The 22,355-nt window shown below is 68.2% G+C and carries 14 protein-coding genes; 9 read left to right on the forward strand and 5 right to left on the reverse strand.

Annotation, left to right across the window (positions count from 1 at the left end):
- Nucleotide 1: 1 nt before the first annotated feature.
- Complete coding sequence (locus ACZ7M3_RS48485) at nt 2-415, reverse strand: hypothetical protein (RefSeq protein ID WP_472072609.1); 414 nt, start codon at nt 413-415, stop codon at nt 2-4.
- Between the two features lie 240 nt (nt 416-655).
- On the opposite strand from ACZ7M3_RS48485, the gene ACZ7M3_RS48490 reads away from it, so the two are divergent.
- Nucleotides 656-4,255, forward strand: coding sequence for a CHAT domain-containing protein (locus ACZ7M3_RS48490; protein WP_472072611.1), 3,600 nt, complete (start codon nt 656-658; stop codon nt 4,253-4,255).
- Between the two features lie 112 nt (nt 4,256-4,367).
- On the opposite strand, the gene ACZ7M3_RS48495 is transcribed toward ACZ7M3_RS48490, so the two are convergent.
- The gene (locus ACZ7M3_RS48495; protein ID WP_472072613.1) at nt 4,368-5,051 is read right to left on the reverse strand and encodes a restriction endonuclease; all 684 of its coding nucleotides are present in this window, start codon (nt 5,049-5,051) and stop codon (nt 4,368-4,370) included.
- On the reverse strand, nt 5,051-5,257 hold the full coding sequence (locus tag ACZ7M3_RS48500; protein WP_472072615.1) for a hypothetical protein: 207 nt from the start codon (nt 5,255-5,257) through the stop codon (nt 5,051-5,053). The genes ACZ7M3_RS48495 and ACZ7M3_RS48500 overlap by 1 nt, the downstream gene beginning before the upstream one ends.
- Before the next feature lie 623 nt (nt 5,258-5,880).
- Between ACZ7M3_RS48500 and ACZ7M3_RS48505 the strand changes: the two genes are divergently transcribed.
- Nucleotides 5,881-7,143: a helix-turn-helix domain-containing protein gene (locus ACZ7M3_RS48505; protein WP_472072617.1), complete on the forward strand. Its 1,263-nt coding sequence runs from the start codon at nt 5,881-5,883 to the stop codon at nt 7,141-7,143.
- Between the two features lie 388 nt (nt 7,144-7,531).
- On the opposite strand, the gene ACZ7M3_RS48510 is transcribed toward ACZ7M3_RS48505, so the two are convergent.
- The gene (locus ACZ7M3_RS48510; protein ID WP_472072619.1) at nt 7,532-7,921 is read right to left on the reverse strand and encodes a peptidoglycan-binding domain-containing protein; all 390 of its coding nucleotides are present in this window, start codon (nt 7,919-7,921) and stop codon (nt 7,532-7,534) included.
- 532 nt (nt 7,922-8,453) lie between these two features.
- Here ACZ7M3_RS48510 and ACZ7M3_RS48515 point away from each other — a divergent pair.
- The 7 genes from ACZ7M3_RS48515 (at nt 8,454) to ACZ7M3_RS48545 (ending at nt 20,263) form a co-directional block, all read left to right on the forward strand.
- Nucleotides 8,454-9,191 carry a winged helix-turn-helix domain-containing protein gene (locus ACZ7M3_RS48515; RefSeq protein ID WP_472072621.1) on the forward strand — a complete coding sequence of 246 codons (738 nt, stop codon included), beginning with the start codon at nt 8,454-8,456 and terminating at the stop codon, nt 9,189-9,191.
- A gap of 210 nt (nt 9,192-9,401) precedes the next feature.
- Nucleotides 9,402-10,592 (forward strand): restriction endonuclease-related protein, encoded by a 1,191-nt coding sequence (locus ACZ7M3_RS48520; RefSeq protein ID WP_472072623.1) that lies wholly within the window; start codon nt 9,402-9,404, stop codon nt 10,590-10,592.
- Nucleotides 10,583-13,852 (forward strand): ATP-dependent DNA helicase, encoded by a 3,270-nt coding sequence (locus ACZ7M3_RS48525; RefSeq protein ID WP_472072625.1) that lies wholly within the window; start codon nt 10,583-10,585, stop codon nt 13,850-13,852. Before ACZ7M3_RS48520 ends, ACZ7M3_RS48525 begins: the two co-directional genes overlap by 10 nt.
- A gap of 32 nt (nt 13,853-13,884) precedes the next feature.
- Nucleotides 13,885-16,728 carry an RNaseH domain-containing protein gene (locus ACZ7M3_RS48530; protein ID WP_472072627.1) on the forward strand — a complete coding sequence of 948 codons (2,844 nt, stop codon included), beginning with the start codon at nt 13,885-13,887 and terminating at the stop codon, nt 16,726-16,728.
- 103 nt (nt 16,729-16,831) lie between these two features.
- The gene (locus ACZ7M3_RS48535) at nt 16,832-17,182 is read left to right on the forward strand and encodes a hypothetical protein (RefSeq protein WP_472072629.1); all 351 of its coding nucleotides are present in this window, start codon (nt 16,832-16,834) and stop codon (nt 17,180-17,182) included.
- Between the two features lie 370 nt (nt 17,183-17,552).
- The gene (locus ACZ7M3_RS48540; RefSeq protein ID WP_472072631.1) at nt 17,553-18,041 is read left to right on the forward strand and encodes a hypothetical protein; all 489 of its coding nucleotides are present in this window, start codon (nt 17,553-17,555) and stop codon (nt 18,039-18,041) included.
- A 77-nt stretch (nt 18,042-18,118) separates the two neighbouring features.
- Nucleotides 18,119-20,263: a tetratricopeptide repeat protein gene (locus ACZ7M3_RS48545; protein WP_472072633.1), complete on the forward strand. Its 2,145-nt coding sequence runs from the start codon at nt 18,119-18,121 to the stop codon at nt 20,261-20,263.
- 38 nt (nt 20,264-20,301) lie between these two features.
- Here ACZ7M3_RS48545 and ACZ7M3_RS48550 read toward each other — a convergent pair whose 3' ends face one another.
- Complete coding sequence (locus tag ACZ7M3_RS48550) at nt 20,302-22,107, reverse strand: helix-turn-helix domain-containing protein (RefSeq protein WP_472072635.1); 1,806 nt, start codon at nt 22,105-22,107, stop codon at nt 20,302-20,304.
- Nucleotides 22,108-22,355 lie beyond the last annotated feature (248 nt).

Raw genomic sequence — 22,355 nt, forward strand, 5'->3', positions numbered from 1 at the left:
GTCACTGCTCCAGCCGCATGAGGGTGCCTGGGTGATTGAGATCGGGGCAGGTGGGCGGGTGTCGTTCGTCGTGAAGCAGACGCACGGTCCGCTGGCCACAGACCTGGCAGGTGTAGGTCAGCAGTTCAAACTGTCCCGCCTGGCCTGCGAATACCGGCTCGTCCCCGGACCTGGAGATGGTCCCGAAGCCGAGCCGGTCGAGTCGCCGCCGGGTCACCCCGCCAATGAGGTGACCGTCCATGACGATGCTGCAAGCCTGCAGGTCCGGGGCGAGCGTGTAGGCCGCCTGCACCAGGTCGGCCAGTTCACCGAGGTCTGTGCCTGTGGGGACGTCGAGCACCAGACCCGCCCCGGCCTCGGGCACTGGTTCCACCAGTACGGCCCAGTCTCCCGGCACGTCCGCGTGTTCGGGCATAGGTCCCACCCCCGGTTGTGGACGCCCTCCGGGCACCTGCGCCGTGGAGGTGTGGTCCATGATGGGGTCTCAGGCCCGATGACGCAGCGGTTCGGTCGACTCTCACTGCGGGAAGGGCACACTCACAATATTTCGAAACGTGTCATTCCGGGTGCGTGAGAGGCAGCGGCGGGTATAGAGATGCTGTCCCCGTTCGTGCCGCGAGGGAGCCGTATTGGGGGCACCCGGGGGGGAGGCGACATGACCGCCACACAGTGGTACACGCACGCTCTGACCGCCCTTGCTGGAGATGGCCCTGCCCCAAAGCGCGCCGCCATGGCCGCGAGGGCGCTCGAACAGGCGGCTCGTGAGGGTCACTTGGCCGCACCCTATCTGAGCCTTTTACGGCAAACGCTTATGGACCGCGCCGTGGCCGGGAGTTCGCTCGACGACGTGGCGGAGGCGCTCGCCCTGGGTCGGACGGCGGTCATGGTGCTCGATGTGCAGGCCGCCAGCGCGGCCGAGCCGTGGGTGGACCTGGCAATGAGCTGGCGGATAGCCCACGCCGTCGGCGGAGGCGCGGCGGAGGCGGATCTGGAGTTGTCCGCGCTTTGTACCGCGCTGTCGGTGGCTGGCCTTGAGGATGAGGCCATGGTGCGTCTGCTGTTGGGGAAGTTGCGCCTCGACAGGTTCGCGGAGTCGGAGGATGAGAGGGAGTTGGACGAGGCGGTGACCGCGTTGCGTGCCGCCTCCGGCCGGCTCGACGACGCGGATGCCGAGGAATCCTGCCGCATCACGCTCATACTCGCACTGACGGTACGTCACGATCTGACGGGTTCCCGGGATGACCTGGACAAGGCGCTTGCGGAGGTTGAGCAGGACGGACGCGCACCGGGTGCCGATCCCGACGGCTGGGCGCAGGCTCTGGGTCTTCTGGCCAACACGCTGGCGCAGCGCTACCACCGGTACGGTGACGTTGCGGATGCCGAACGCGCTTTCGCACTTCGCCGGGACTGCGTGGCGCTGCTTGATGACGGGGGCTGGGCAGCGGATGCCGGGGCGCGCGCCAGTGCACTGGCGGAGTACGCAGGATCGCTCCTCGACCTGTTCGAGAGAGGTGATCGAGAGGGCGGCCTGGACGAGGCGGTGGCACGGCTGCGTGAGGCCGAGCAGCTTGTCCCTCAGGGGCATCCAGAGCGTGCACGCCCCGTGGCCGCCCTCGGTGTCGCGCTGCGCAAGCGCTACGAAGTGGCTTGGGACCCGACGGACTTGGACGAATCGACACGCCTGCTCGGCGAGGCCCTGGACCTCTTGCCGTCCGGGTCGCCGGACGCTGTGTTGGCTGGGACGGTGTTGAGTGAGGCGCACCTGCTGCGGTTCGGGCACCACGCGGACACCGCGGAGATGGATACGACGATCAGGACCCTCCGCGGGGTGTGCAGGTCGATACCACAGGAGGAGCGTACCGGCGAGGAGTACGCAGGAGCGCTCGTGGCACTCGGGCAGGCGCTCATGGTCCGCTTCATCACCCACCTTGAGGCCTCGGACCTCGACGAGGCTGTCTCCGTCAGTCGCGAGGCCGTCCGGCTGATGCCACCAGAGCACGTACTGCGGCCGCAGGCAGATCTGGCGCTGGCGTTTGTGCTGGTGCTGTCCGCCATGCACGGCAAGCTTCAGAGCGATTCGGCCGAGGCCACTGAGGCAGCCGACATGGTCGAGGTGAGCGCTGTCGTAGAGGTGGCCGTCGCGCAGCTGCCCGACGGCCACCTCTACCGTCCCATCTTCTACCTCGCTCTCAGCTCCGCCTACGCTCTGCGCGCGGAGACCACGCCGGATGACGCGGAAGCCGAACGCGCCGTGGCGGACAGCCTGCACGCCGCGGAGCAGGCCATGGCAATGGCACCCGAACGGGGGCTGGTCCGCGTGTGGGCGTACGGAACGCTTGGCCGAGCCCGGTTGCAGATGGCAGACGTCGATGGAGGCGTCGACGCCCTGCGGGAGGGGCTGCGTGATGCTCCACCCCACCACGCGACCACCATCCTGCAGCAAGACCAGCTGGCCAACGCTCTGTGCTACCGGTACCTGAACGTCTGGAACCCGGTGGACGCCGAAGAAGCCATCCGTTTGTGGAAGTCCGTGTCGCGGGCCGACGCAGGTGACGCCGAGACTCGGATCGCCGCGGCCCGGCGCTGGGCGGAGACAGCGGTCGTGGCGGGTGACACGACCGAGGCCGCGGCCGGTTTCAGCACGGCCGTCGAGTTGCTGCCTCTCGTCGCCTGGCGCGGCGCCCAACGACGCCATCAGGAACGGCTGCTGGCCGAGCACGGACCTCTCGCCCGCGAGGCAGCGGCGTGGCTCGCGGGGGCTGGGGAGACGCGGCGGGCGCTGGAGATCCTGGATCTGGGGCGCGAAATCCTGTGGACGCAGCTCCTGCAGACCCGAGGCAGTCTGGCCGAACTCGCTCAAGTCCACCCCGTCCTGGCCCGGCAGCTGGAGGAGGCACGTGCCCGGCTGGATACTCCGGTCAACCCGTTGGGGATGCTGCTGTCCGGGATAACCGGAGCAGACGCCGCGGGCTCTGCGGCCAGTGCCCCGGCTGCCGACTCGTCGGCGACGTCGTCCCTACCGCCTGCATCACCGCTCTTGCCCGACCCGCTCACACCGCTCGACTCGCTGGAGGCAGGAGAGCGTACTGTCGACGAGCACATGTCTGCGGCCTGGGCATGGGAGCGGATCCTGACGGAAGTACGGGCGCAGGAAGGGTTCGAAGACTTCCTGAGCCCGCCGCCGTTGCGCGATGCCGACCTGCAGGATGGCCCTTTGGTCACGCTCGTCGTGGCTACCAGGGGCGGCACCGCCCTCCTCAGCGGCGACGGCGTCGTGCGCGCCGTGGCCCTGCCCGCAGCCGACAGCGCAACAGCCGGCCAGGTCGCGAGCGCATGGCTGGGCTCGCTCGCAGAACACGGCGGCGGTCACAGCCTGCGCTCCGTGCTGGCACTCCAGAAGGCCGCGCACGAACTGGCCGAGTGGCTGTGGGATGCGGTCGCCCAGCCGATTCTGGACACTCTGCCACCGCCAGTTCAAGGGGAGCCCCTGCCTCGGCTGTGGTGGTGCCCGACCGGTCCACTTGCGCTCCTGCCCGTGCACGCGGCCGGTTACCACCGCGCGAAGGAGAAAGGCCGGACCGTCCTCGACCGGGTCGTCTCGTCGTACGCGACCACGGTGCGCAGTCTGCGCGAGGCCCGGAAGCCGCTTGCCGACCCGCGGCCCGGCCGACTTCTGGTGGCCTCGGTGGCCGAGGCCCCAGGACGAGAGCCCCTGTCGGGGGCCGCGCGGGAGGCAGCCTCCCTGCACCACCGCTTCGGCGTCTCCGCCACCGTCCGGGAGGGTGACCAGGCCACCCGGGAAGGTGTCCTGCAGGCTCTCCCCCAGCACCGCTGGGTACACTTCGCCTGCCACGGCAGCCAGGACCTGGCCGACCCCTCGCACGGTGCCCTGCACCTGCACGACGGTCCCTTGCGGATCCCGGAGATCGCCCGCATGCGACTGCCCGACGGCGAGTTCGCCTTCGTCCCCGCTTGCCGCACCGCCGCCCAGGGCGCCCACGTGCCGGATGAGTCCGTGCACCTGGCGGCGGCCTTGCAGCTGGCGGGATACCGGCACGTGGTGGGTACGTTGTGGAACGTGGACGACAAGGTGGCCGCTCAGGTGACAGACGATTTCTACGGCGCCGTCGGCGACGGCGCCGGCCTGCACCCCGAGCGGGCGGCACGAGCCCTGCACCGAGCGGTCCTGGCGTTGCGGGACGAGGACCCCACAGTCCTCGTGCGGTGGGCTCCCTTCGTGCATTTCGGTCCCTGACAGACCCCAGGAGCCGCGACCACACCAGCACCCACGCCGAGCGCGAACTTCACCAACGGGTCGAGCAATCCATCGTCGTACGCCTATCCCCCTTCAAAGGCGAGTACGTGTTTCAGGCGGCCCGGCGGAAGGCCGCCCGGCGTGCGGTCCGGTTGGGCAGACGGAGCAGGTCCTGCAGCGGGGTGCCGTCCTCGGCCCATCTGCGCAGCCGGTCCCGGTCGACCCAGTACACGTGGTGGCGATCGCCCCAGGCCCTGGCGTCGCGGGTGAAGGAGCCGTTGGTCACCACGACCGCGATGTCCGCACCATGGACCGGGCCGGCAGTTCCCTTGACCTGATACATCACTGCCGAGCCCACTTTGCCGGCGACTCTGGTGTGCTTGGCTTGCAGGACGATCCTGCCCCGCTGCCGGCCCTGCCCGATGACGTCGGCGGCCTGGTCTCCCTGCTGGCCGACCCTGTGGGCCGTCCAGCCGTCCCGGATGAGCAGGTCCCGCAGCGCGAACTCGAAGGCCTGGTCGTCCATCGCGTCGATCTCGGCCAGCGTGAGCCGCAGTCGGGCCAGCGTCTGGGCGCGCACCCGCAGGACGCGGGCTCTACGCAGCATGCGCCACGCCCCGTACACGGCAGTGGCGGCGATGAGGGCGGCAAGCCACGGCCAGGCCCGGGTGGCCGCATGCCAGGCGGCCGCGGCCATGGTGGCCAGCAGCCACAGTACGGCGCAGGCGACAACCACGGCGGCGGCCTGCTCGCCGCTGCCGTGGGGTTTGCGCAGCCGGAGGGTTCGGCGGCCCATCAGCGCACCGCGCTCGCGGACACGGACGGCTGCGGCGTGTCCGTCTGTGCCGGGCTGGCCTCACCGAAACCGACGAGCTGGCTCCATAACCACACTGCCGCGATCAGCGCGGCGATCGTCCAGCCGCTCAGTTTCTTCCCGTTCGTGCGCGGGTTGCGCCGGATGTGACTGCGGACAGCGTGGTATCCCTCGGGTGGCTTCGCCACTGCTTCCTCCCCTGTTCGACAGGCCGCCGACTGCGGCCTGGGTCTCAGGAATTGGTGTAGCAGCGAGGACTGACAAAACTGCCCGGACGATCAGCGGCAGCCGCTGTCTTCCAGCTGAAACACGCCGCCGGGACCGTTCGCATCCGGTCGTGTTCGAATCTGGCTGACGCGCGTGCCCGGGGCTGCAGAAAGAGCGGTGCTCGTCACCAAGTCGGCAACGGCTGGGGCGGAGGTGAGGGCCGGGTGCGCGGATCTGGCTGCACAGGAGTGCCGCCCTGTCCCTTCGAGCACCGTCGGAAATGGCGAAATGCGGCTGGTGTTCGATGAGGTCCGGTTGAGGCAGAGCAGCTCTGGTGCTGGGGCTGCGCAGGCGGGGATGTTTCGGAAGGCTGGTGCAGTTCTTTCCCGCAAAGAGTGCATCTCGCCCGGGCGCGGCGGCGTTTCGGGGCAGGTGCGATCCCGCCTGCCCATGGGGCTAGGTCCGGCCAACCTGTTGCCGCGCTGCAGCAGTCGGGGATGGCTGCGGCTGTTGGGGCGCCCGCTGTCGGCGTTCGCCAGGCTCTTGTTGCATGTTCCGTTCGCCCGGAGGCCATTATAGACTTCACGAAGTCTATAATGGCCTCATGCCCAGACGGATCGAACCCTTCGCATCCGGTTCCCTGTCCCTCCTCCGGCAGGAAGCGGGACTGACTCAGACCCGGCTCGCCGCCGAGGTGGGCGTGTCTGCTCGGCAGATCGCCAGCTATGAGCAGGGGTGCAATTCCCCCTCTCCTCACCATCTGCGCAGGATGGCGCATGTGCTGCAGACCTCGCCCCAGGTTCTGGCCGGGGTCCCGGAGGGCGAGGAGTCGCTGGCGGATCTGCGGCGGTTCGCCGGCCTCGACCGCGTGGAGGCCGTCCGCCTGCTGGCCCGGTCGCTGCCGGAGGGACCTGTCAGGGCCACCGAGTGGAAATTGCAGGCTCTCGAATCCGGTCGGCCCGTATCAGCCTGGCTGGAGGCATCCGTTCTTGAGAGCGTCGTTGCAGCCATGGCCGGCATCTACGGTGTATCGTCCCGCACCGTCAGGCGCAGCTGGTTCAGAGCGTTCCCCGAGCAGGCCCACCTGCTGCGTCCGAAACGGCCGGCCCGGGCCCGGTCGGACAGCAGGAGACCTGATCCGGCGGCAGGCACCTGGAACGGCCTCAGCCGTCGTCAGCGCGCCTATCTGGCGGCCTGCTTCCGCGAGGACCAGCATGCCGAGGACGCGGCGCGGCGCCAACGCGCCGCCGGGCAGGACGCCGGTCCTGCTGCGCAGTGGCGGCGTGTCCCTTTCAGCGTGAAGGCCGACTCCGCGTTCACCGGTTATACGGGGGTCCAGGAGCGTCTGCGTGCGGAGGGCTGGCACGACGCCGGGGCGGGTGCGACTCTCCACGCGCTGGCCCGGCGGGGGCTGCTGCGGATCAGCGAGGACCAGGTCGAGGTGTTCCCGATCGGTTTCGTGCCGCGAGTCGTGGTCGAGCTGACGCGTTCGGGGCGCGCGTGCGCCCGCGCGGGTCTGGGTGAGAGCCCGCCGCGGCGTCCGCCGGGAGACCTTCTGTCGCAGTGGCTGTGGCGGACGCTGGTCAGGGTCGCCGAAGCAGGTCCCGGTGGGCTGCCGGAGGACGCCCTGTGGGGCAGGGCCAAGTTCTATCTGGGAACGGGGTACCGGCCGGGCAGGGCGCTGAGCCGCGGGTACATCGACTGTCTGCCCGGCGGGGAGGAGAGTCACGGGCCATTGCAGGAGCGGCCCTTGCGCTGGGTGCTGACCGATGCCGGGCGCGCGCACATCGCGGAGAATGCCGCGGCGTACCAGGAGTTGTATGCGGACGTGCCGGCCGCCCGGGCTTTTTGTGACGTTCGCCGATAGGTGACCACCTATGTTGGAGTCCAACTGCGTGTCCCGTGCTGGATGATCAGCCAAAATCCGGAACAATCCCCCGGATCAAGTCGAACCCGTATACCACTTCCACAGTCGCAACCCACCCCCGATGGACACCCGGGCGTACCCGACCGCGCGGGGTGGGCCCCTCCCCCTCTGGGGCCCACCCCGCCCCCGGGCACCGGGGCACCGGACGTGGCCCCGGTGCCCGGGAGCCGACGGTCCTGCCTCCGGCCGGTGTACCGGAGGCCTCTGGTCTCCACGCTGCAGCTACGCCGCGGTTTCCCCAGTCGGCCTCGAGTCGTTGCCATGAATGGTGGTCGCACACCCGCTAACGGTGGCGCCTGCGATGCCTACTGGTTCAGGCGGGCGCCGGCTAGAAGTACGACGGAACGTAGGTGTAGCAGTAGTTGTAACGGCCGTAGTACGAGTCGCCGTCGAGGAGGAGCCATCCTCCGGTGCCCTTGCCCACGATGCCGTCGGCGGTCAGGCTGTGCCCGGAGTTCCCCTGGTACCACTTGACCCACGACTTGGTCTGGGGCCCCCACGCTCCGTCCTCATCCAGGGGCCGACCCTTGCCTTTGGACTGTGCCACGTCGTTGACCAGGTGCTGCACACACCACACGCCATGTGCGTTGTTGCCGTACCCGTCTCCGATGTAGCCGGCGGAGGGAGATGCCTGGGCCTGGGCGGTGAATCCGCCCACCGCGAGAAGCGCACTTGCGGCGATGGATCCCACCGCCTTGCCGATACCGGTCAGTCGCACTTTCTTCTCCTGATCGTGTCGTTGCGTCAGCCCCCGGCCCGAGTGTCCAAGGCCAGGCGCCATCCTGGTCCACCGGTGAGGGGGCGCTCGCCCACCGGCCGGTGCGGTCCTTGCGGTCCTAGGTTCCGCTTCGCGCGGCTCGTCACTCGACGTGATTCGGTCTAGGCCGAACAGCGGCATTCCGGAATGATGACGCGCGGTGATCAGTCGAAGGGGGCGCATGGTCTTCCGCATCCATTTCACGGTTGAAGATCTGGCGCGTACGCATGTCGCGGAGAGGCCGCGGCCCCTGGGGGAGCTGAGCGCGGCCGTGAGGACCTTGCAAGAACACAACCAGTCGGTGCGATACGGCGCCTGGAGGCGCCAAGCCCTTGCGGGGCTGCTGCCCCAGGCCCGTATGGTCCTCGACCTAATCCCAGCCGCCGGCTGGACCCCCACTTTCCTAGGCGCCCCGACAGCCGGTGACCCGCAGGAGGTGTTCGAGCAGGCACGGTCTCTACCCCGGTCGGAGATCTTCAAGGACCTGGCTTCAGTGGCAGAGCAGCAACAACTCCCGTCATGGGCCCACCACTTAGGTGACGACCGCGACCTACTGCGCCAGTTCTTCGACAGTCTGGAGCACGTGTTCAACAGGTTGCTGAGCCCGTACTGGAATGAGATCACCAGCATTACAGCGGCCGACCGCGGAGCACGCGCGCGACAGGTGCTCACCGGCGGAGTGGAAGGGCTGTTCGCCTCGTTGAACCCTCGGTGGATCTGCTGGAAGCCACCCGTGCTCGAAATCCTGAGACCACCCTCGTGCCCCGAGGTTGACGTGCAGCTCCAGGGTCGTGGACTGCTCCTCGTCCCTCAGGTATTCGGCACCGGCCTGCCCATTCTCGACCTCGATACCGAGCCTCAGCCAATACTTGCCTATCCGGCGGGGACGGATCAGCACTCACGCAAGCTTCCCCTGTTCGCCGCGCCCGAACGGCCGACCGTGCCAGATGGCACCTCGTCACTGGCGCCTCTACTGGGCCGCACCCGAGCTGTGGTCCTCGCTGCCATCGCCGAGCACCCTGGCTGCTCCACCAAGGAGCTTGCCGCCCTCACGAGCCTCGCACCGGCCAGCGCCAGTGAACACGCCACTGTCCTGCGCGAGGCGGGACTGATCCGCACCGTGAGGTACCGCAATGCGGTGCTTCACAGCCCTACCAATCTGGGCACGGCCCTTCTGAACTCTCCGAAAGGAACCGGTCATTCTGTGAACAAAACGGCCAACCACCGTTGAGTACCGGACGCTCGCAAGCGGACTCCCGATCGTCTCTGGCCATCCATGGCGGTCACACTTTTGAGTGTGCACAGAAGAATTGAATTCGCACACATGAGTGAATCTATCTGAGCGGGCAGCCGATTGTCAGTGCCGCCCTCTATCGTGCCTGCCGTGGAATTATCGAACTCCCCGGCAGGCGCCGGGCTTTCGGATGCGACCGTGCGGCACATGGTGATGGCCGCAGCGGCCATGGCGGCCAAAGCCCTGACCGATACAGAACAGCCTCCCGAGGGACGGCTGCGGACCCTGATGGACGCGCATGGCCGGATCCTGGCCGCCCGGGCGCCGGGAAGGCCCCTGACGTTCACGGTGTTCCGTGAGCTGCTGTCGGGAGACCTGTCCCGGCTGCTGCCCGAGACGGTCCCGGCAGAAGAAATGGAAGGTGTCCGGCTGATCACGCCGGACGGGGCTTTCGAAGAAGATTTCTTCGACCTCGAAATCGAGCAGCGGGTCGTTCTGCGGGCTCTGGCGAAGACCACCCGGGACGGACGGCCCACCAGCACGCAGATCCTGGAAGCGGAGATGGACCAGGACCGGGTCTTTTCCGCGCTGCGCAAACGCATGGACCAGGATGCCTACGTCCACGGGCGTTCCTCGCTGATCCGCACGCCAGCGGGGCCGGACAAGGAGCTGCGGCGGCTGAACCTGCCCAGCAGTGTCGCGGAGTTCTACCGTCCGGTGGCCTTCGACTCCGTCTGGGACCGGTGGTGGTTCGCCTGTCCGGTCTGCCGATGGCCCATGCGGGTCACCCTGCATGCAGGCCGGGGCGGAGCAAGGACGGGCAGCGTGCGCTGCTTCCACCGGCCGCACGCTGCGTGGGGGGCCGACTTCACCTTCAAAATCCCTGACCTGGGCAGGCCTCCCGCGCTGGTTCCGCTCTCCGTGCCGGTACGGCCCGCCGGTGAGCAGGCGGTGCTCTTCCCGGACCTCGGGGGGAAGGTGCCCGAGCCGGTCCCGGTGGAGGGGCACAAGGCGCTGACGCGGGGGGTGTGGCGCTGGACGACGGTGCCCGGCCTGGTGGAAATCGCTCTGTACGACGCCTTGGCTGCGCGCGGGCTTTCGCCGGTGCTGTGGCCGGAGTTGGACGCCTACGACCTGCACGTCGAGGTGGGCCGGGGCAGGGAAGCAGCGGAGTTCCGGATCGACGTCAAGGACTACACCTCGGCGATTTTGCTGGCCAAGAAGGTGCAGGCGGACGGCGGGGACAAGGGCGGAGCCGAGTGGCTGGTGGTGCCTGATTACCGGGCCTCCAGCCTTGAGCTGCTCACCTCGGTGAGCCGGGAGTTCGGGATGAAGGCGGCGACGGCGGGCGGGATCGGTGCGCTGATCTGCCGGAAAGCGGGGGTGGCATGGCAGTGACCAAGCGTCTGTCCAAGTCGGCCGGTGCGGTAGGGGCGGCTCTGGCTCTGGCGGCGCACTACTTTCCGCACGAGGACGCGTCCGGCACCGGCCTGGCGGGTTTTCGGGACTCCGCGTTCTTCCTGGGCGGCCAGGTCGACAAGTGGGCCCGCTGGCGGGAACTGCCGCACGAGGAGAAGCAGCGGATCGGCGAGGTCGTCGCGTTCGCTCCCGAAGAACTCGCCTCCCTGGGGGTGTTCACCTCCCGGGCCCGTACGCTGCTCGACTTCGTGGAGGGCGAGCCGGGCGCGCTGCCGTTTCGGGCGGCCGGCGAGGCGGCCGGCCGTGCCGAGGCCGCTGTCCCCCTCGTGGGAGGTGATCTGCTGGGCTATGTCGACCGCATGCTGGCCCGGCTGCGCCGGGACCATCCGCGGCGCAGGCCCGGCAAGCCGGCCACGGCGGGAATCTGGCTGCCGCGTACGCAGTACGCCCACGGGGCGGGGCTGATCCAGGGGCGGACCACCATTCCCGTCTTCGCTGCGGATCCTGCCGGCGAGGACGACCTGCCCGAGGTCCGCACCGTGCCGTATCAGCCCGAGGTCGCCCTCCCCACCGACGAGCTCCTCGAGCTCGCCCGCCGGATCGACGAGCGCTACCTGCCGCAGGACCGCTACGTACACACCGTTTTGGACGGGCTGTTCCAGCAGCTGAGCACCACTGACACGATCGCCGCGCAGGATCTGATCCGGCTGCTGTCCGGGCCGATGGAAATCCTCAACGCCCCCACCGGCACCGGCAAGAGCGTGCTGGTGCGGGTGGCCGCTTCCTGGTATGCGGTCAACGGCATGAACATCACCATCGTGCTTCCCACGGTCGAGGCCACGCTCTCGGCGGCCTGGGACATCACCCAGGACCTGAAACACCTGGGGCGGGCGGAGACCTGTACCCCGCTGATGTCGCCCTCACGGCTGCACGAGCGGGCGATGAAGGCTGCGGCCCGCATCGAGGGCACCTTGCTGGAGCAGCAGGAGAAGACGCTGTGGAAGCTCGACCAGCTGTCGTACGGATGCGCACTGGGGCATCACACGCAGTCCAGCCACCCTTACCCGCCCGGTGAGGAGCCCTGCCGTCCTCTGTTCCCGCTGCCCCCGGCCTCCGGCCTTGCGGCGTGTCCGTGGATGGCGACGTGCGGCAAGTACGAGCAGCACCGCCAGGCCTGCACGGCGTCGGTCGTGGTGACCAACCATCACAATTTCATGGCCGGCCGCTTCCACCTCGGGGTGCGGCTCGACGGACGCCGGGTGGCGGACCTGTCGGTCGCGGAGTTCGCCTTCCGCCGCTCGCACACCCTTATGATCGATGAGGTCGACCAGTTCCAGTCGGTCGCGCTCGACCTGTGCTCCAGCGAACTCGTCCTGGATTCCCGCCGCAGCCAGGTCGTGCCGCTGCGGGAGCTGGACGAGGACAAGGCCAGGCTGCCGGCCGAGGCGGTCAAGGCACTGTGCCCGACGATCACACACGCCCGCTATCTGTCGGAATTCCTGCTGGCGAGCATCTGCGAGAACCAGCTGCACCTGCGGCACTACGAGGGGCACGGGCCCTCCCGGGACCGGCCCGGTGTCAACAGCACCGGCTGGCACCTCGCCGGCAGCCGGGACCGCCGCCTGATCTCACTGCTGTTCCCCGACGAGGGCATCGCCGGCGACCAGGAGATCCCCGCCGGGCTGTTCGCCACGCTCAACGCGCTGCGCCCGGCGCACCCGGGCAGCAGCGAGGACGGCAGCCCGGCAGAGGAGACATCTGACCTGCCGTCCCACCTGCTGCGGGTGCGTGAACTGCTCGGAGACCTGCTCGCACCGCGCGGAGAGGACCTCCTCGCCTCCGTCCGGCTCGACCTCCACGAGGCGCTGGAGGACATCGTCAAGGACGCCCACGACCGCAGCGAGGCCGTCGAACTGCTGATCGTGCGCATGTGGCTGGCGGAACTCGACGACACTCTCGCCCTGCTGCGCAACAAGACGGGCCAGCTCCGCTCGGTCGGGCTACGCTCGGCCCGCAAACTCGCCCAGCGCCTGGAAACCGGCGTGGCGGCGGGCATCCTGCCCTGCGGCATGCTCGGCAAGGCGATCGTGGGATACCGGGTCACCGGCCTCGACGACCCCGGTAAGAACGCGGTGCTCACCGCCCAGAGCATCAGCGGAGACCCGCACACCTACACCGCCCAGCTGGGCAGCATCGTCTCTCTCGCCCTGGCCGGCGTCGAACGCCCGGTCATGGGCCTGTCGGCCACCGCCTACTTCCCCCAGGCCGTACGCGAGCACGTCCACGCGCCCGTGAAGTGGTGGATGACCGACGCCGCCCCCGACAGCATCCGCGCCAAACGCCACATGATCACCGACTCGGTCACCAACCGGGCCATCCAGATCTCCGGCATCCCCCAGCACCTCAAACGCGAGGCGCTGATCAAGCTCGGCGACCGCCTCTACGACACTGTGATCCACAAGGAGCTCGCGCGGATCGCCCGCACCGATCCGGACCGCGCCCACGCAGCCGTCGTCGTCAACTCCTACGAGCACTGCCGCCACGTCGCCCTGGGCATCCACTCCGCAGGCCAGTACACCGGCGGCCTGTGCGTGGCCGTGCCTCCGGACCGGCACTGGCGGGAGAAGCTGCCTCCGCTGCCGCCCGGCATCACGGAACTGACCCCCGAGGAGTTCGAGGACTTCCCCAGCCGGGGAACGATCCTGGTCGTGCCCATGGCCCGTATCGCCCGCGGGCTGAACATCGTCATCGGCACCAAGTCCGCCATCACCCCGGTCTACCTGTGCACGCGGCCCCTGGCACTGCTGACCGATCCCGCCGAGATGTACGCAAGCGTCAACGCGGCCGGCCTCGCCGCGCTGCCGCACTCCCCCACCGGCGCTCCCGTCACCGACCTGCGGGAGGCCAGGGCCGCCGCCTGGGCACGCCTCGGCATGATCATGCGCTCAGCGCCCGGGTTCATCAGCACCGCCCACGCCCTGCAGGAGGAGATCGTCGCCGGCATGGTCGTCGACATGATCCAGCTCGCCGGGCGCGCCCGCCGCGGCGGCACCGACATGACCCTGCACCTCGTCGACTACGCCTTCCACGAGGACTCCTGGCAGTCCGACCTCGCAGGCATCCTGCGCCGCATGCACGGCAGCTGGAGCCCTGACGTGCGGCGCCAGATGAACGCCATCTACCGCGAAGCCCTCGCCGCCTTCCTCGCCTACGCCGGAATCGACCCGGCCGACCACTGATCACGCCCTCCGACCGGAAAAGGACCCCTTACATGCCCGTGCCGAAGACCCGGCCCCGCCTGGACACCCTCGCCTACCGATGCACCCCCGCCCTACTGGACGGCGCCACCGTTCACCTGCGGGACTTCCCCACCAGCGTCACATCGCTGTGGACCCTGCTGGACCGCCAGTACAAGGAGCTGGTCCAACGGGAAGAGGCCCAGGCCCCGCACTCCGTCCTCACCAACGCGCTGCGCTGCTTAACCGGCGGATACGTGTTCTTCGACCCCAAGCAGGGGCTCCTGGCCACCCGGCACCAGGTGGACGACGACACCCTGCGTGACGCATTCACCCTCATGCACGGCCTCGTGCTGGGACAGCATCCCGACGACATCGACCTGAACCGCCCCAGCACGCTCGCCGAACGCATCGCCCAGACGCCGCAGGAGGAGCGGCTGCTGGCCGACTACCTGAAGGACCCCCGCGGAAAGCTGCCCGCTTCCGAGGCTCCGGGGAACAAGCAGCCGGACGCGGCGAACTGGGTGTACCGCACGGTGGCCTGGGACCTGGCCCACCGCCTCGCCCAGCAGGTGTGGAACGTGGACAGCCAGGAGGTCACTCTGCGGCCGGACAGCAGCGGCGGCCTGGTGGCCTGGCACCAGGCCTGGCCGAACAAGTCGGGCACCGCGCACGCATTCGCGCGCGTGCGTCTGGCCCTGAAGACACTGCCCAACGTGGCCGACCCGGTCGTTCTGGTGTCCTCACAGGCAACCCGTGTCAGCAGCCGCATGGCCTACGCGCGCACCGTGCTGGCCGAACAGGCCGATGTGGCGCTGCCCATCATCGAAGTCGAGATGGCCGGGCGGGGCCGCATCCGCCGCGTTCACCGCATGTCCCTGCAGACCCTCGCACGCCTGGGCATGGACCAGTCCGTCCTGCACGGTATCCAGCAACGCGTCGACCACGAACAGGAAACCGACGCCCAGGCAGAAGCCGGAACCGATACCGCAGCAGCGGCGGAAGGCGAAGGCGGTGCTGCCGTGCCAAAACCGGCCGCCGGGCTCGGCCCCATCCGCCCTCTGCACAGCAAGAACTACAGGTTCCCCGTCGGCCGCGGCGTCGGCATGCATCACCTGAGGGAGCTCGACCGCCACATCCGCGAGGTCCTCAACCCCGCTACCGTGCAGATCTTCCAGGACACCCGCGCCCGCGGCTTCAAACAGCTCAGGCAAGCCGAGCTGTCCGTCCGGCCGGACGACATCATCCGCTCCCTCGACGCCATGGCCTACGAGCACCTGCGCATCGTGTGCCTGTGGTACCGGGACGAGAACCGCACCCGCATGATCCACGGTCTGGCCGGCGTCTTCGGTCTCGACCCCGCCACACTCGACCCCGCCGACGGCGTTCCCCTCCCCCTCAACGGCGGCCGGATCAGCGCCGTCTTCCACTGCGTCCCCGATTTCCTCACCCACGGGCCGAACGCCGGCCAGACGGCAAGCATCGCCCACATCACCTCCCTCAAGAACGCGCCGGACACCCTCGTCGGCGTATGGGCGGAAACGGAGTTCGACGCCGGCAGCGAGGAGGAAGAACCCGAGCCGCAAGACGGCTCCGGCCAAGAGTCCCAGGGCAGGCTCCGCGAGGACGAAGACGCCAAACACCAGGCACGGCGCACCCTGGCCAGGCTCGGCATCGTCTCCCAGTTCACCGCCGAGCGGAAGACATCCAAGAAGAAGCCGAAGCAGGACGGCAAACAGGCCGACCACCAAGTCATCCTGTCGCTGTTGGACCTGTGCCGCAGCCTGGGAATCATCGACCGGCGCATCGACCAGGTGATGGTCGATCAGATCGGCCCGCACGGGGCCGATCAGGTCGCCCACTGCGGCATCCATGTGCGCCGCCAGAGCCGCCAGGGCAAAGACCGCAAGGCCAAGATCTGCATCACCGCCAGCGTCCTCAAACCACCCTCCGACACGGGAGAGGCCTGGACACTGCACGGCTGGAGCTACACCGCCCCCGAGTGGCAGCCCTACCACCGGGCACAGGCTGCCTTCCACGCCGCCGCGTATCCGACCGGCAAGATGACCGAGTTCGAAGACGACAACCAGGGCTACAAGAAGGTCGCCAAGCAGATCGACCAGGCCCTGTCCGACCTCGCCGACTACCTCGAAGGCACGCCCTACACCGTCACCGTCGACGGCGTCGGCACGCGCCGCTTGTGGCTGGGGCTGCACAACCGGCGCCAGGGAGAGCAGGCCCAGCCCGGCAGTACCTGGCTTCCCGCCAGCACCCTCGCCGCCCACGAACGTCCCCTGGCCGTCATCCGCATCAACAAAGACATGGACGAAGTCCCGCGCCCCGTCCAGGTCAGCCACGTCGGCGGCGACGGCATGGCGGTGCGCACCAACAAGGTCACCAACCTGCTGTACCAGGTCGAGCCCGACTTCGGCAGCCCCAGCTGGCTGCTGGCCACGGTCCCCAACCAGTTCGACGGCGCCGGGGCCGGCCGCCTGGGCGAGGCCAGTACGCGCTGGACCGCCAGCCATGGTTCCAACGACCCCGAGAACCGGCAGAAGAACGAGGTCCGGCAGAACTGGTACAGCATGACCGCGACCGAGATCTACCCGATCATCACCACCGACACCAGCAAGGACGACTGCGAGAACGGCACCACGATCGAGCCGCAGGCCCTCGCCCTGGCCGCCGCCCGGCTCTGCCACCAGCCCCTGGCCTGGGCAAACCGCACCCGCTATCCCGTACCTCTCCACTCAGCCCAGCAGATGGACCTCGACCACCCCCAATACCGGCGCACCGCTCTCAAAGACGATCAGACAGCTACCGAGGTCGGAGAAACCAACGGGACCCAGGACGATGCCGCGCCCGATGAACAACTCTGAGACCAGCATGGGGCATTAGGAGTTCTCTTACGGATCACTTGGTGGGTGGCTCGATCTCAGGGCCTGTGGGTCCGGCGGAACTGCTACCTGCGACGATTCGCCTGTGAGCTATGACCTTGCGGTGTGGGACGGAGAACGTCCACTCGACAACCACCAGGCGGGCTTGACCTACGACGAGCTGTACGAGCGCTACCTGGAGTCGGACGATGTCGTCGTGCCTCCGGCCCCGCGCATCGTGGCCTACGTGGAAGCGCTCGTTGCGCGATACCCGGACGACGCCGAGCGCTGTGTCGTATGGGCGTCGTCACCGGTCATCGATGAGGCATCGGGGCCGATCGTGTACCTGCTCATGTCCTATGGCAAGGCTGAGGAAGTGTCTGAGTACGCCGCTGCGCTGGCTCGCGAGCGCGGACTCGTCTGCTTCGATCCGCAGGGGGAATGCCTCCAGCCGTGAACTGCCTGTGGTTCTCAGCGGACGGACCAGAGGAAGATGCCTGCGATGAGGAGACCGGCGCGGTGGACCGTGGCGGTCTTCTCACAGCGGGTGGCCAGGCCGCGCCATTGCTCGGGACGTTTGATGCAACGTTCGATAGCGTGCCGAGTCTTGTAATCCTCGGGTCGAACCTGGGCGGCCGACCGCCATGCGAGCTCCGCTTCTTGCGGTTCAAGTGCGCGGCAGTCCACGTTTTGACTCATGCACGGTCAGGAACAAGCCAAAGCCAACTGTCTGGCTGCGCCATGCGCTTATTCGGGGCAGAGTAAGCAAACCGGTCGATCACGGGCCGGAGACGGCAGGCAGGTACAGCACAACATCTCGGGGGACGATGATGCTGTCGGAGTCGCTGGTCGCTCTCGCCGCGGCGGGAGGTACCGCGGTGGTTCAGGCCGTTGGCACAGACGCTTGGGAGGCAGTCCGCGACCGTACCGCGCGTCTGTTTGCCCGAGGCGATGCAGGCAGGCGTACGGCGGAGCTGGCGCGGCTGGAGGAAACCGCCCGTGACCTGTCAGACCGGACAGACCCGGGGACCGTCCTGGTGCGGTGGGAGTCGTCCTGGCGGGCTCGGTGGGAAATGCTGCTGGACTCTCTCCCCGAGGCTGACCTGCCTGCAACCGCGCAAGAATTGGCTCAGATGGTCAGCCTCGCCCATCGGCATGCCGGGTTGACTAACGTTTCCGCCAACGATCACGGCATGGTTGTGGGCGGTGACGTCTCCATCACCGCGGAATCCGGCTCGCTGGCCGGCGGTGTGGTTACCGTGGAAGGGGGCATCTCGCTGACAGACCCTTTCGAAGGCCGCCCGCGGCCGCAGTAGCCATACCTCCCCACGGTCCTGCTGGACCGCCGACGCGTGAGGTGTTGGCTCAGCTGGGGGGTGTGGCGGCAGGCCGGATGGAAATCGGTCAGCTGGTGCTGCGGGTTCCGGAGCTCCCCGACCGGGGAATCCTGGTGACGCTGGCCCCGCCGATGGGTGAGCGGGATCCTCGCTACCCGCTGCGCGGCCGCGAAGCCCTGCTGGAGCACGTGGTGGGCCTGTGTCACACCGGCGGCGGAGGAAAGCTGATTGTTCTGCACGGTCTGGGCGGGAGCGGCAAGACAGCTGTGGCCTTGGAAGCAATCTCGCGCACCCAGGAGTGCTGCCCCGCGTGCCGGAGAACCGTGTGGTGGATCGATGCGCGGCATGAGGAGGGCCTGTTGGCAGGCCTGCGTGCCGTGGCACGTCAGACCGGTCTCCAGACAGACAGCGCCTGGGGCCCTGATGCGGCCGACGTGCTGTGGAACCAGTTGAGTCTGCTGGCGGACAGGTGGCTGCTGGTCCTGGACGGTGTGGACGATACGGCTCTTCTGGACGGTCCGGGCCACCTGGCTTCGGGTACCAGTTGGATCCGGCCGCAGGCGTGCCCAAGTGGGGTCGTCATCGTTACCACTCGCAACGGCGGAGACCCGTCCTGGGGTACCGGGGCACTACTACTGCCGGTGAAATCACTGCAGGCCGACAAGGCGGCAGAGGTGCTGCTCGACCACACGGGTGACGCCGCGGGGCCAACGGTGGACGCCCGCGAACTAGCCCGGCGCCTGGGCGGGTTGCCGCTGGCCCTGCACGTGGCTGGGTCGTATCTAGCTGAGGTGATGGGAATGCCGGACGCGTTCAAGGGCCCGGAGACTCCCGGTACATTCGCGGCGTATGTGCGGGCGATGGAGGGGGGATCCGCACCGGCGGACGCCCAGCAGGCGGTCGCCGAGACATGGCGTATGTCGATCGAACTGATGCGGCGCCGCGGATTCACCGAAACTGATCGCCTGCTGGAAGTTCTGGCTGCCTTCTCTGACGCGCCCATCCCTCATACGCTGCTGCTGCGTCCCGCCGCTCTCGCCTCGGCCGTCGACGTTTTCTCCCAGATCAACGGGCCGATGTTGTGGCGCATGCTGAAGGAACTGGCGTCCCTGGGGCTGCTTGACCTGGTGTCCTCGGCCCACTCCCCCGACGACGTGGTGGCCGTACGGCTGCACCCGCTTATCCGTGATCTCAGCCGGACGGCTGCCGCGTTGACGGCAGCCGTCCGGCTCGTATCGGCTGCTCTTGAGCTGGAGGATCTCGGTTCGCCGGAGGATCCCGAGCGCTGGGCAGCCTGGCAGGCGCTGACTCCGCATGCCCTGGAGCTGGCCGACCAGGTCGCAAGCTGCGCGGAGATGGACCCGCAGACCCAGCTGGCCAGCGCAGACATGGCTCAGATGGCGGCCCGTCATCTGCAGGCCCTGGGGCTATTCGAGCAGGCCCGGCAGCGGTACGAAGCCGTACTCTCCGTACGCAGGGCCCTGCAGGGCGATGAGGATCCCGCCACGCTGGACTGCCGTCACTTGCTGGCCAGTGCCATCCACGACCTCGGCGACCTGCCTCTGGCGCGCGCCGGCTTCCAGGCAGTGTGGGAGATCAGTGGCCGCGTACGCGGTGAGGAGCACACGGACACCCTCACGGCCCGCCACGAACTGGGCCGGGTGCTGCACGATCAGGGGCATCTGGAGGAAGCACACGAGCACTTGGTGCGGGTGTTTACCTCGAGCAGCCAACTTCACGGCCCCAGAAACCCCTACACGCTCACGGCCCGCCATGAGGTGGCCCGCGTTCTGCACGATCGAGGCCGACTGGCAGAGGCGAGGGCCGAGTACGAGGCGATCCTCAAGATCAGACGGGAAGAGTTCGGTGCCGCGCACCCGGGCGCCCTGACGGCGCAGCACAACCTGGCAGCCGTGCTTCACGATCAAGGCCGGCTGCAGCAAGCTCTGATGGAGTATCGGGCAGCGCTCACCGGACGCCGGAGTGTGCTGGGAGAAAAGCATCCGCGGACCCTGCAGACCCAATACAAGACTGCCCTTGTTCTTCGCGATCTGGGTGACGGCGCGCAGGCAATGGAACTGATGACCGTCACCCTGCAGGTGAGCACAATGATTTTGGGGGCTTCGCATCCGCAGACGGCCCGAATCGCGGATGCTCTGCGTGCCTGGGGCTGCGACCCGGCACCAACGGTCGAGTCCTGACGTCGTTTCCGGCCCCACTTCCTGTGCCGCAAGGAATGTCAAGGTCCGCTGGGGGCTGTCCTGTCCTGGCGGGATGACCGTGGTGGATAGGTGGTCAACGACCTGACTACTGCGGTGATTTCACGCAAGGAACGAACCGTGGTCTTCGCTCCCGCTCGCTTGAGCATCATTGCCTGATCGGGCGTGCTGGCCACACCAATGAACCGGACACCGGCCGCCTGCGCGGCCAGGGCGTCGGCGACTGACTCGCCCAGCAGGAGTGTACGGTCGCGCGATGACCCCAAAGAAGCGGACGCCAGAGCAACGCCGTGGGGATTGGGTTTCATCAGGCGCGGATCCTGAGGCCGGCCGAAGACACTGAGCCGCTGGCTGTCGACCAAGGGAGCCAGGTCGTCCAAGAACGCTTCGACCGAGTTTGTGGAGTGATCGGTCACAACTCCGAGTTGCCATCGGCCCGCGGTCAGGACGCGGAACAGCTGCAGGACGCCTGGCAGAGGCGTGGCCTGGCGTGCGGCTTCGGTCTCATGCGCCGTCAGTGTGTGATCGAGGCGGCGTATCTGGGAGGGACTGGCGGAGGGGAGCAGCGCCCGTAGAAGGCCGACTGGGTCTGTGGGGGTGCGCGCTCCCGTCGACAGGCGCAGGGAGTGGGCTTCGTGGACCAGGCTCTGGGATACGGCTTCCACGTTTGTGGCAAACAAGCGACACAGCAGCCCGTCAAAGCTGAAGAGTACGGCGTGAGCCGAGGCGAAGTACTCGCGCAGTTCTCTGGCCGGAACGTGTCCGGACAGCTGCGACTCCCTTTGGTGCAGGAGCCTGCTGACGCCCGGATGCAGGGCGTCGTACCACGCGCGGTAGGTCTGGCAGTGGTCGTCTCCTTCATCGGAGATCTGGTGGAGGCCTGAGGCGCCCTCCGGACTCGGCAGCGAGCGGCACATGCTGGAGGGGATGCTCAGCACGCTCGCTTCGCTCTCCTGTAGTTGTGCGGGCGACAGCCACAAGCCGAACCGGCCGACGAGGTGGAGCAGGGCGAGGGCCCGCCAAGAGTCTTTGGGCAGTGCGCAGCGGAAGAATGCATCCAGCCGGCCGGGGAGACTCGCTGTGAGGTGGGCCAGCCGACGGCGTTCGGCTTCCGCAGCGCGATGGGCAGCGGCCTGCTCATCGGCGGAAGCGCCATAGTGCGCAGTGGCCTCATAACCCGCCAAACGGCGCTTGGCAAAGCGGATACGCCCGATCTCCTGCCCTAACAGACGGGCGAGGGTCAGCGGCGGCCTGCAGAAGATTTCGGCAAGACGCTGGACCGAGGGATCGTCGGGTCCAGGCAGTGCCAACCCTCCGGGGACGACGTAGCCCTCCTGCACAATGGTCAGCAGCGGGCGTGCCTGGGCTACACGTTCCTTCGACGCGGGGATGTTGGCCAGATGGGTCTCCAGCCCGGCGACGGGGATGCCGAACAGGTTGGCGACCGCCGGAACCAGGGCATAGCTGCGCGGGGTGACTAGCCCCTCGTTCTCCAGGCGGCGGTAGTTGGTGTAGGAGACGGGTAATTCAGCGACGACGTCGACGACCCGGAACCCGCTGGCTCTGCGCAGTTCCGCCAGAGTCCATAGCTGCTTCGAGTCACGATCCGTCAGGTCCAGCGGAGAGACACCCAAGACGCGCGTCAGCTCCCGGATGCGGGGTGGATCAGGGCTGTACCTGCCATTTTCGTAGGCCAGGATCTGCGCCTTGGTCGCCTTGACCCGCCGGGCCAGCTCCTCTGCGCTGAAACCGCGGCCCTGGTTGGCGCAGGCTCGCGCCCTGCGCAGTGACGGACCGTCAAACGGTGTCTGTGCTCCGCGCGTCATGACAATGTCCCCCCTTGACGTCGGGGTACAGTTTAGAAGCAAGCGGACAGGTGTGAAAGGCCTAACTTGCGTATGCGCCCTGGGGCATGAGCTGGTTCCTTGAGGATTTCACCTCTGCATGGTGGCGCGACGCGTGTGCAGACCGGGGAGATTAATTCCTCACGGGCTGGCCGCCAGCCAGTCCGTGGAGTGTTGCACACGCATCGAGACTCATAACCCCGCATCCGCTGGGTGCGGAGCGGGATCAT

The organism is Streptomyces sp. NPDC111656 (assembly GCF_055656965.1).

Excerpts from the sequence above, each read along its gene's own strand:
- ACZ7M3_RS48550 (WP_472072635.1), bottom strand. The coding sequence starts at position 22,107 with ATGACGCGCGGAGCACAGACACCGTTTGACGGTCCGTCACTGCGCAGG.
- ACZ7M3_RS48530 (WP_472072627.1), top strand. The coding sequence starts at position 13,885 with ATGCCCGTGCCGAAGACCCGGCCCCGCCTGGACACCCTCGCCTACCGA.
- ACZ7M3_RS48485 (WP_472072609.1), bottom strand. The coding sequence starts at position 415 with ATGCCCGAACACGCGGACGTGCCGGGAGACTGGGCCGTACTGGTGGAA.
- ACZ7M3_RS48505 (WP_472072617.1), top strand. The coding sequence starts at position 5,881 with ATGCCCAGACGGATCGAACCCTTCGCATCCGGTTCCCTGTCCCTCCTC.
- ACZ7M3_RS48545 (WP_472072633.1), top strand. The coding sequence starts at position 18,119 with ATGGAAATCGGTCAGCTGGTGCTGCGGGTTCCGGAGCTCCCCGACCGG.
- ACZ7M3_RS48495 (WP_472072613.1), bottom strand. The coding sequence starts at position 5,051 with ATGGGCCGCCGAACCCTCCGGCTGCGCAAACCCCACGGCAGCGGCGAG.
- ACZ7M3_RS48525 (WP_472072625.1), top strand. The coding sequence starts at position 10,583 with ATGGCAGTGACCAAGCGTCTGTCCAAGTCGGCCGGTGCGGTAGGGGCG.
- ACZ7M3_RS48520 (WP_472072623.1), top strand. The coding sequence starts at position 9,402 with ATGGTGATGGCCGCAGCGGCCATGGCGGCCAAAGCCCTGACCGATACA.
- ACZ7M3_RS48540 (WP_472072631.1), top strand. The coding sequence starts at position 17,553 with ATGATGCTGTCGGAGTCGCTGGTCGCTCTCGCCGCGGCGGGAGGTACC.
- ACZ7M3_RS48490 (WP_472072611.1), top strand. The coding sequence starts at position 656 with ATGACCGCCACACAGTGGTACACGCACGCTCTGACCGCCCTTGCTGGA.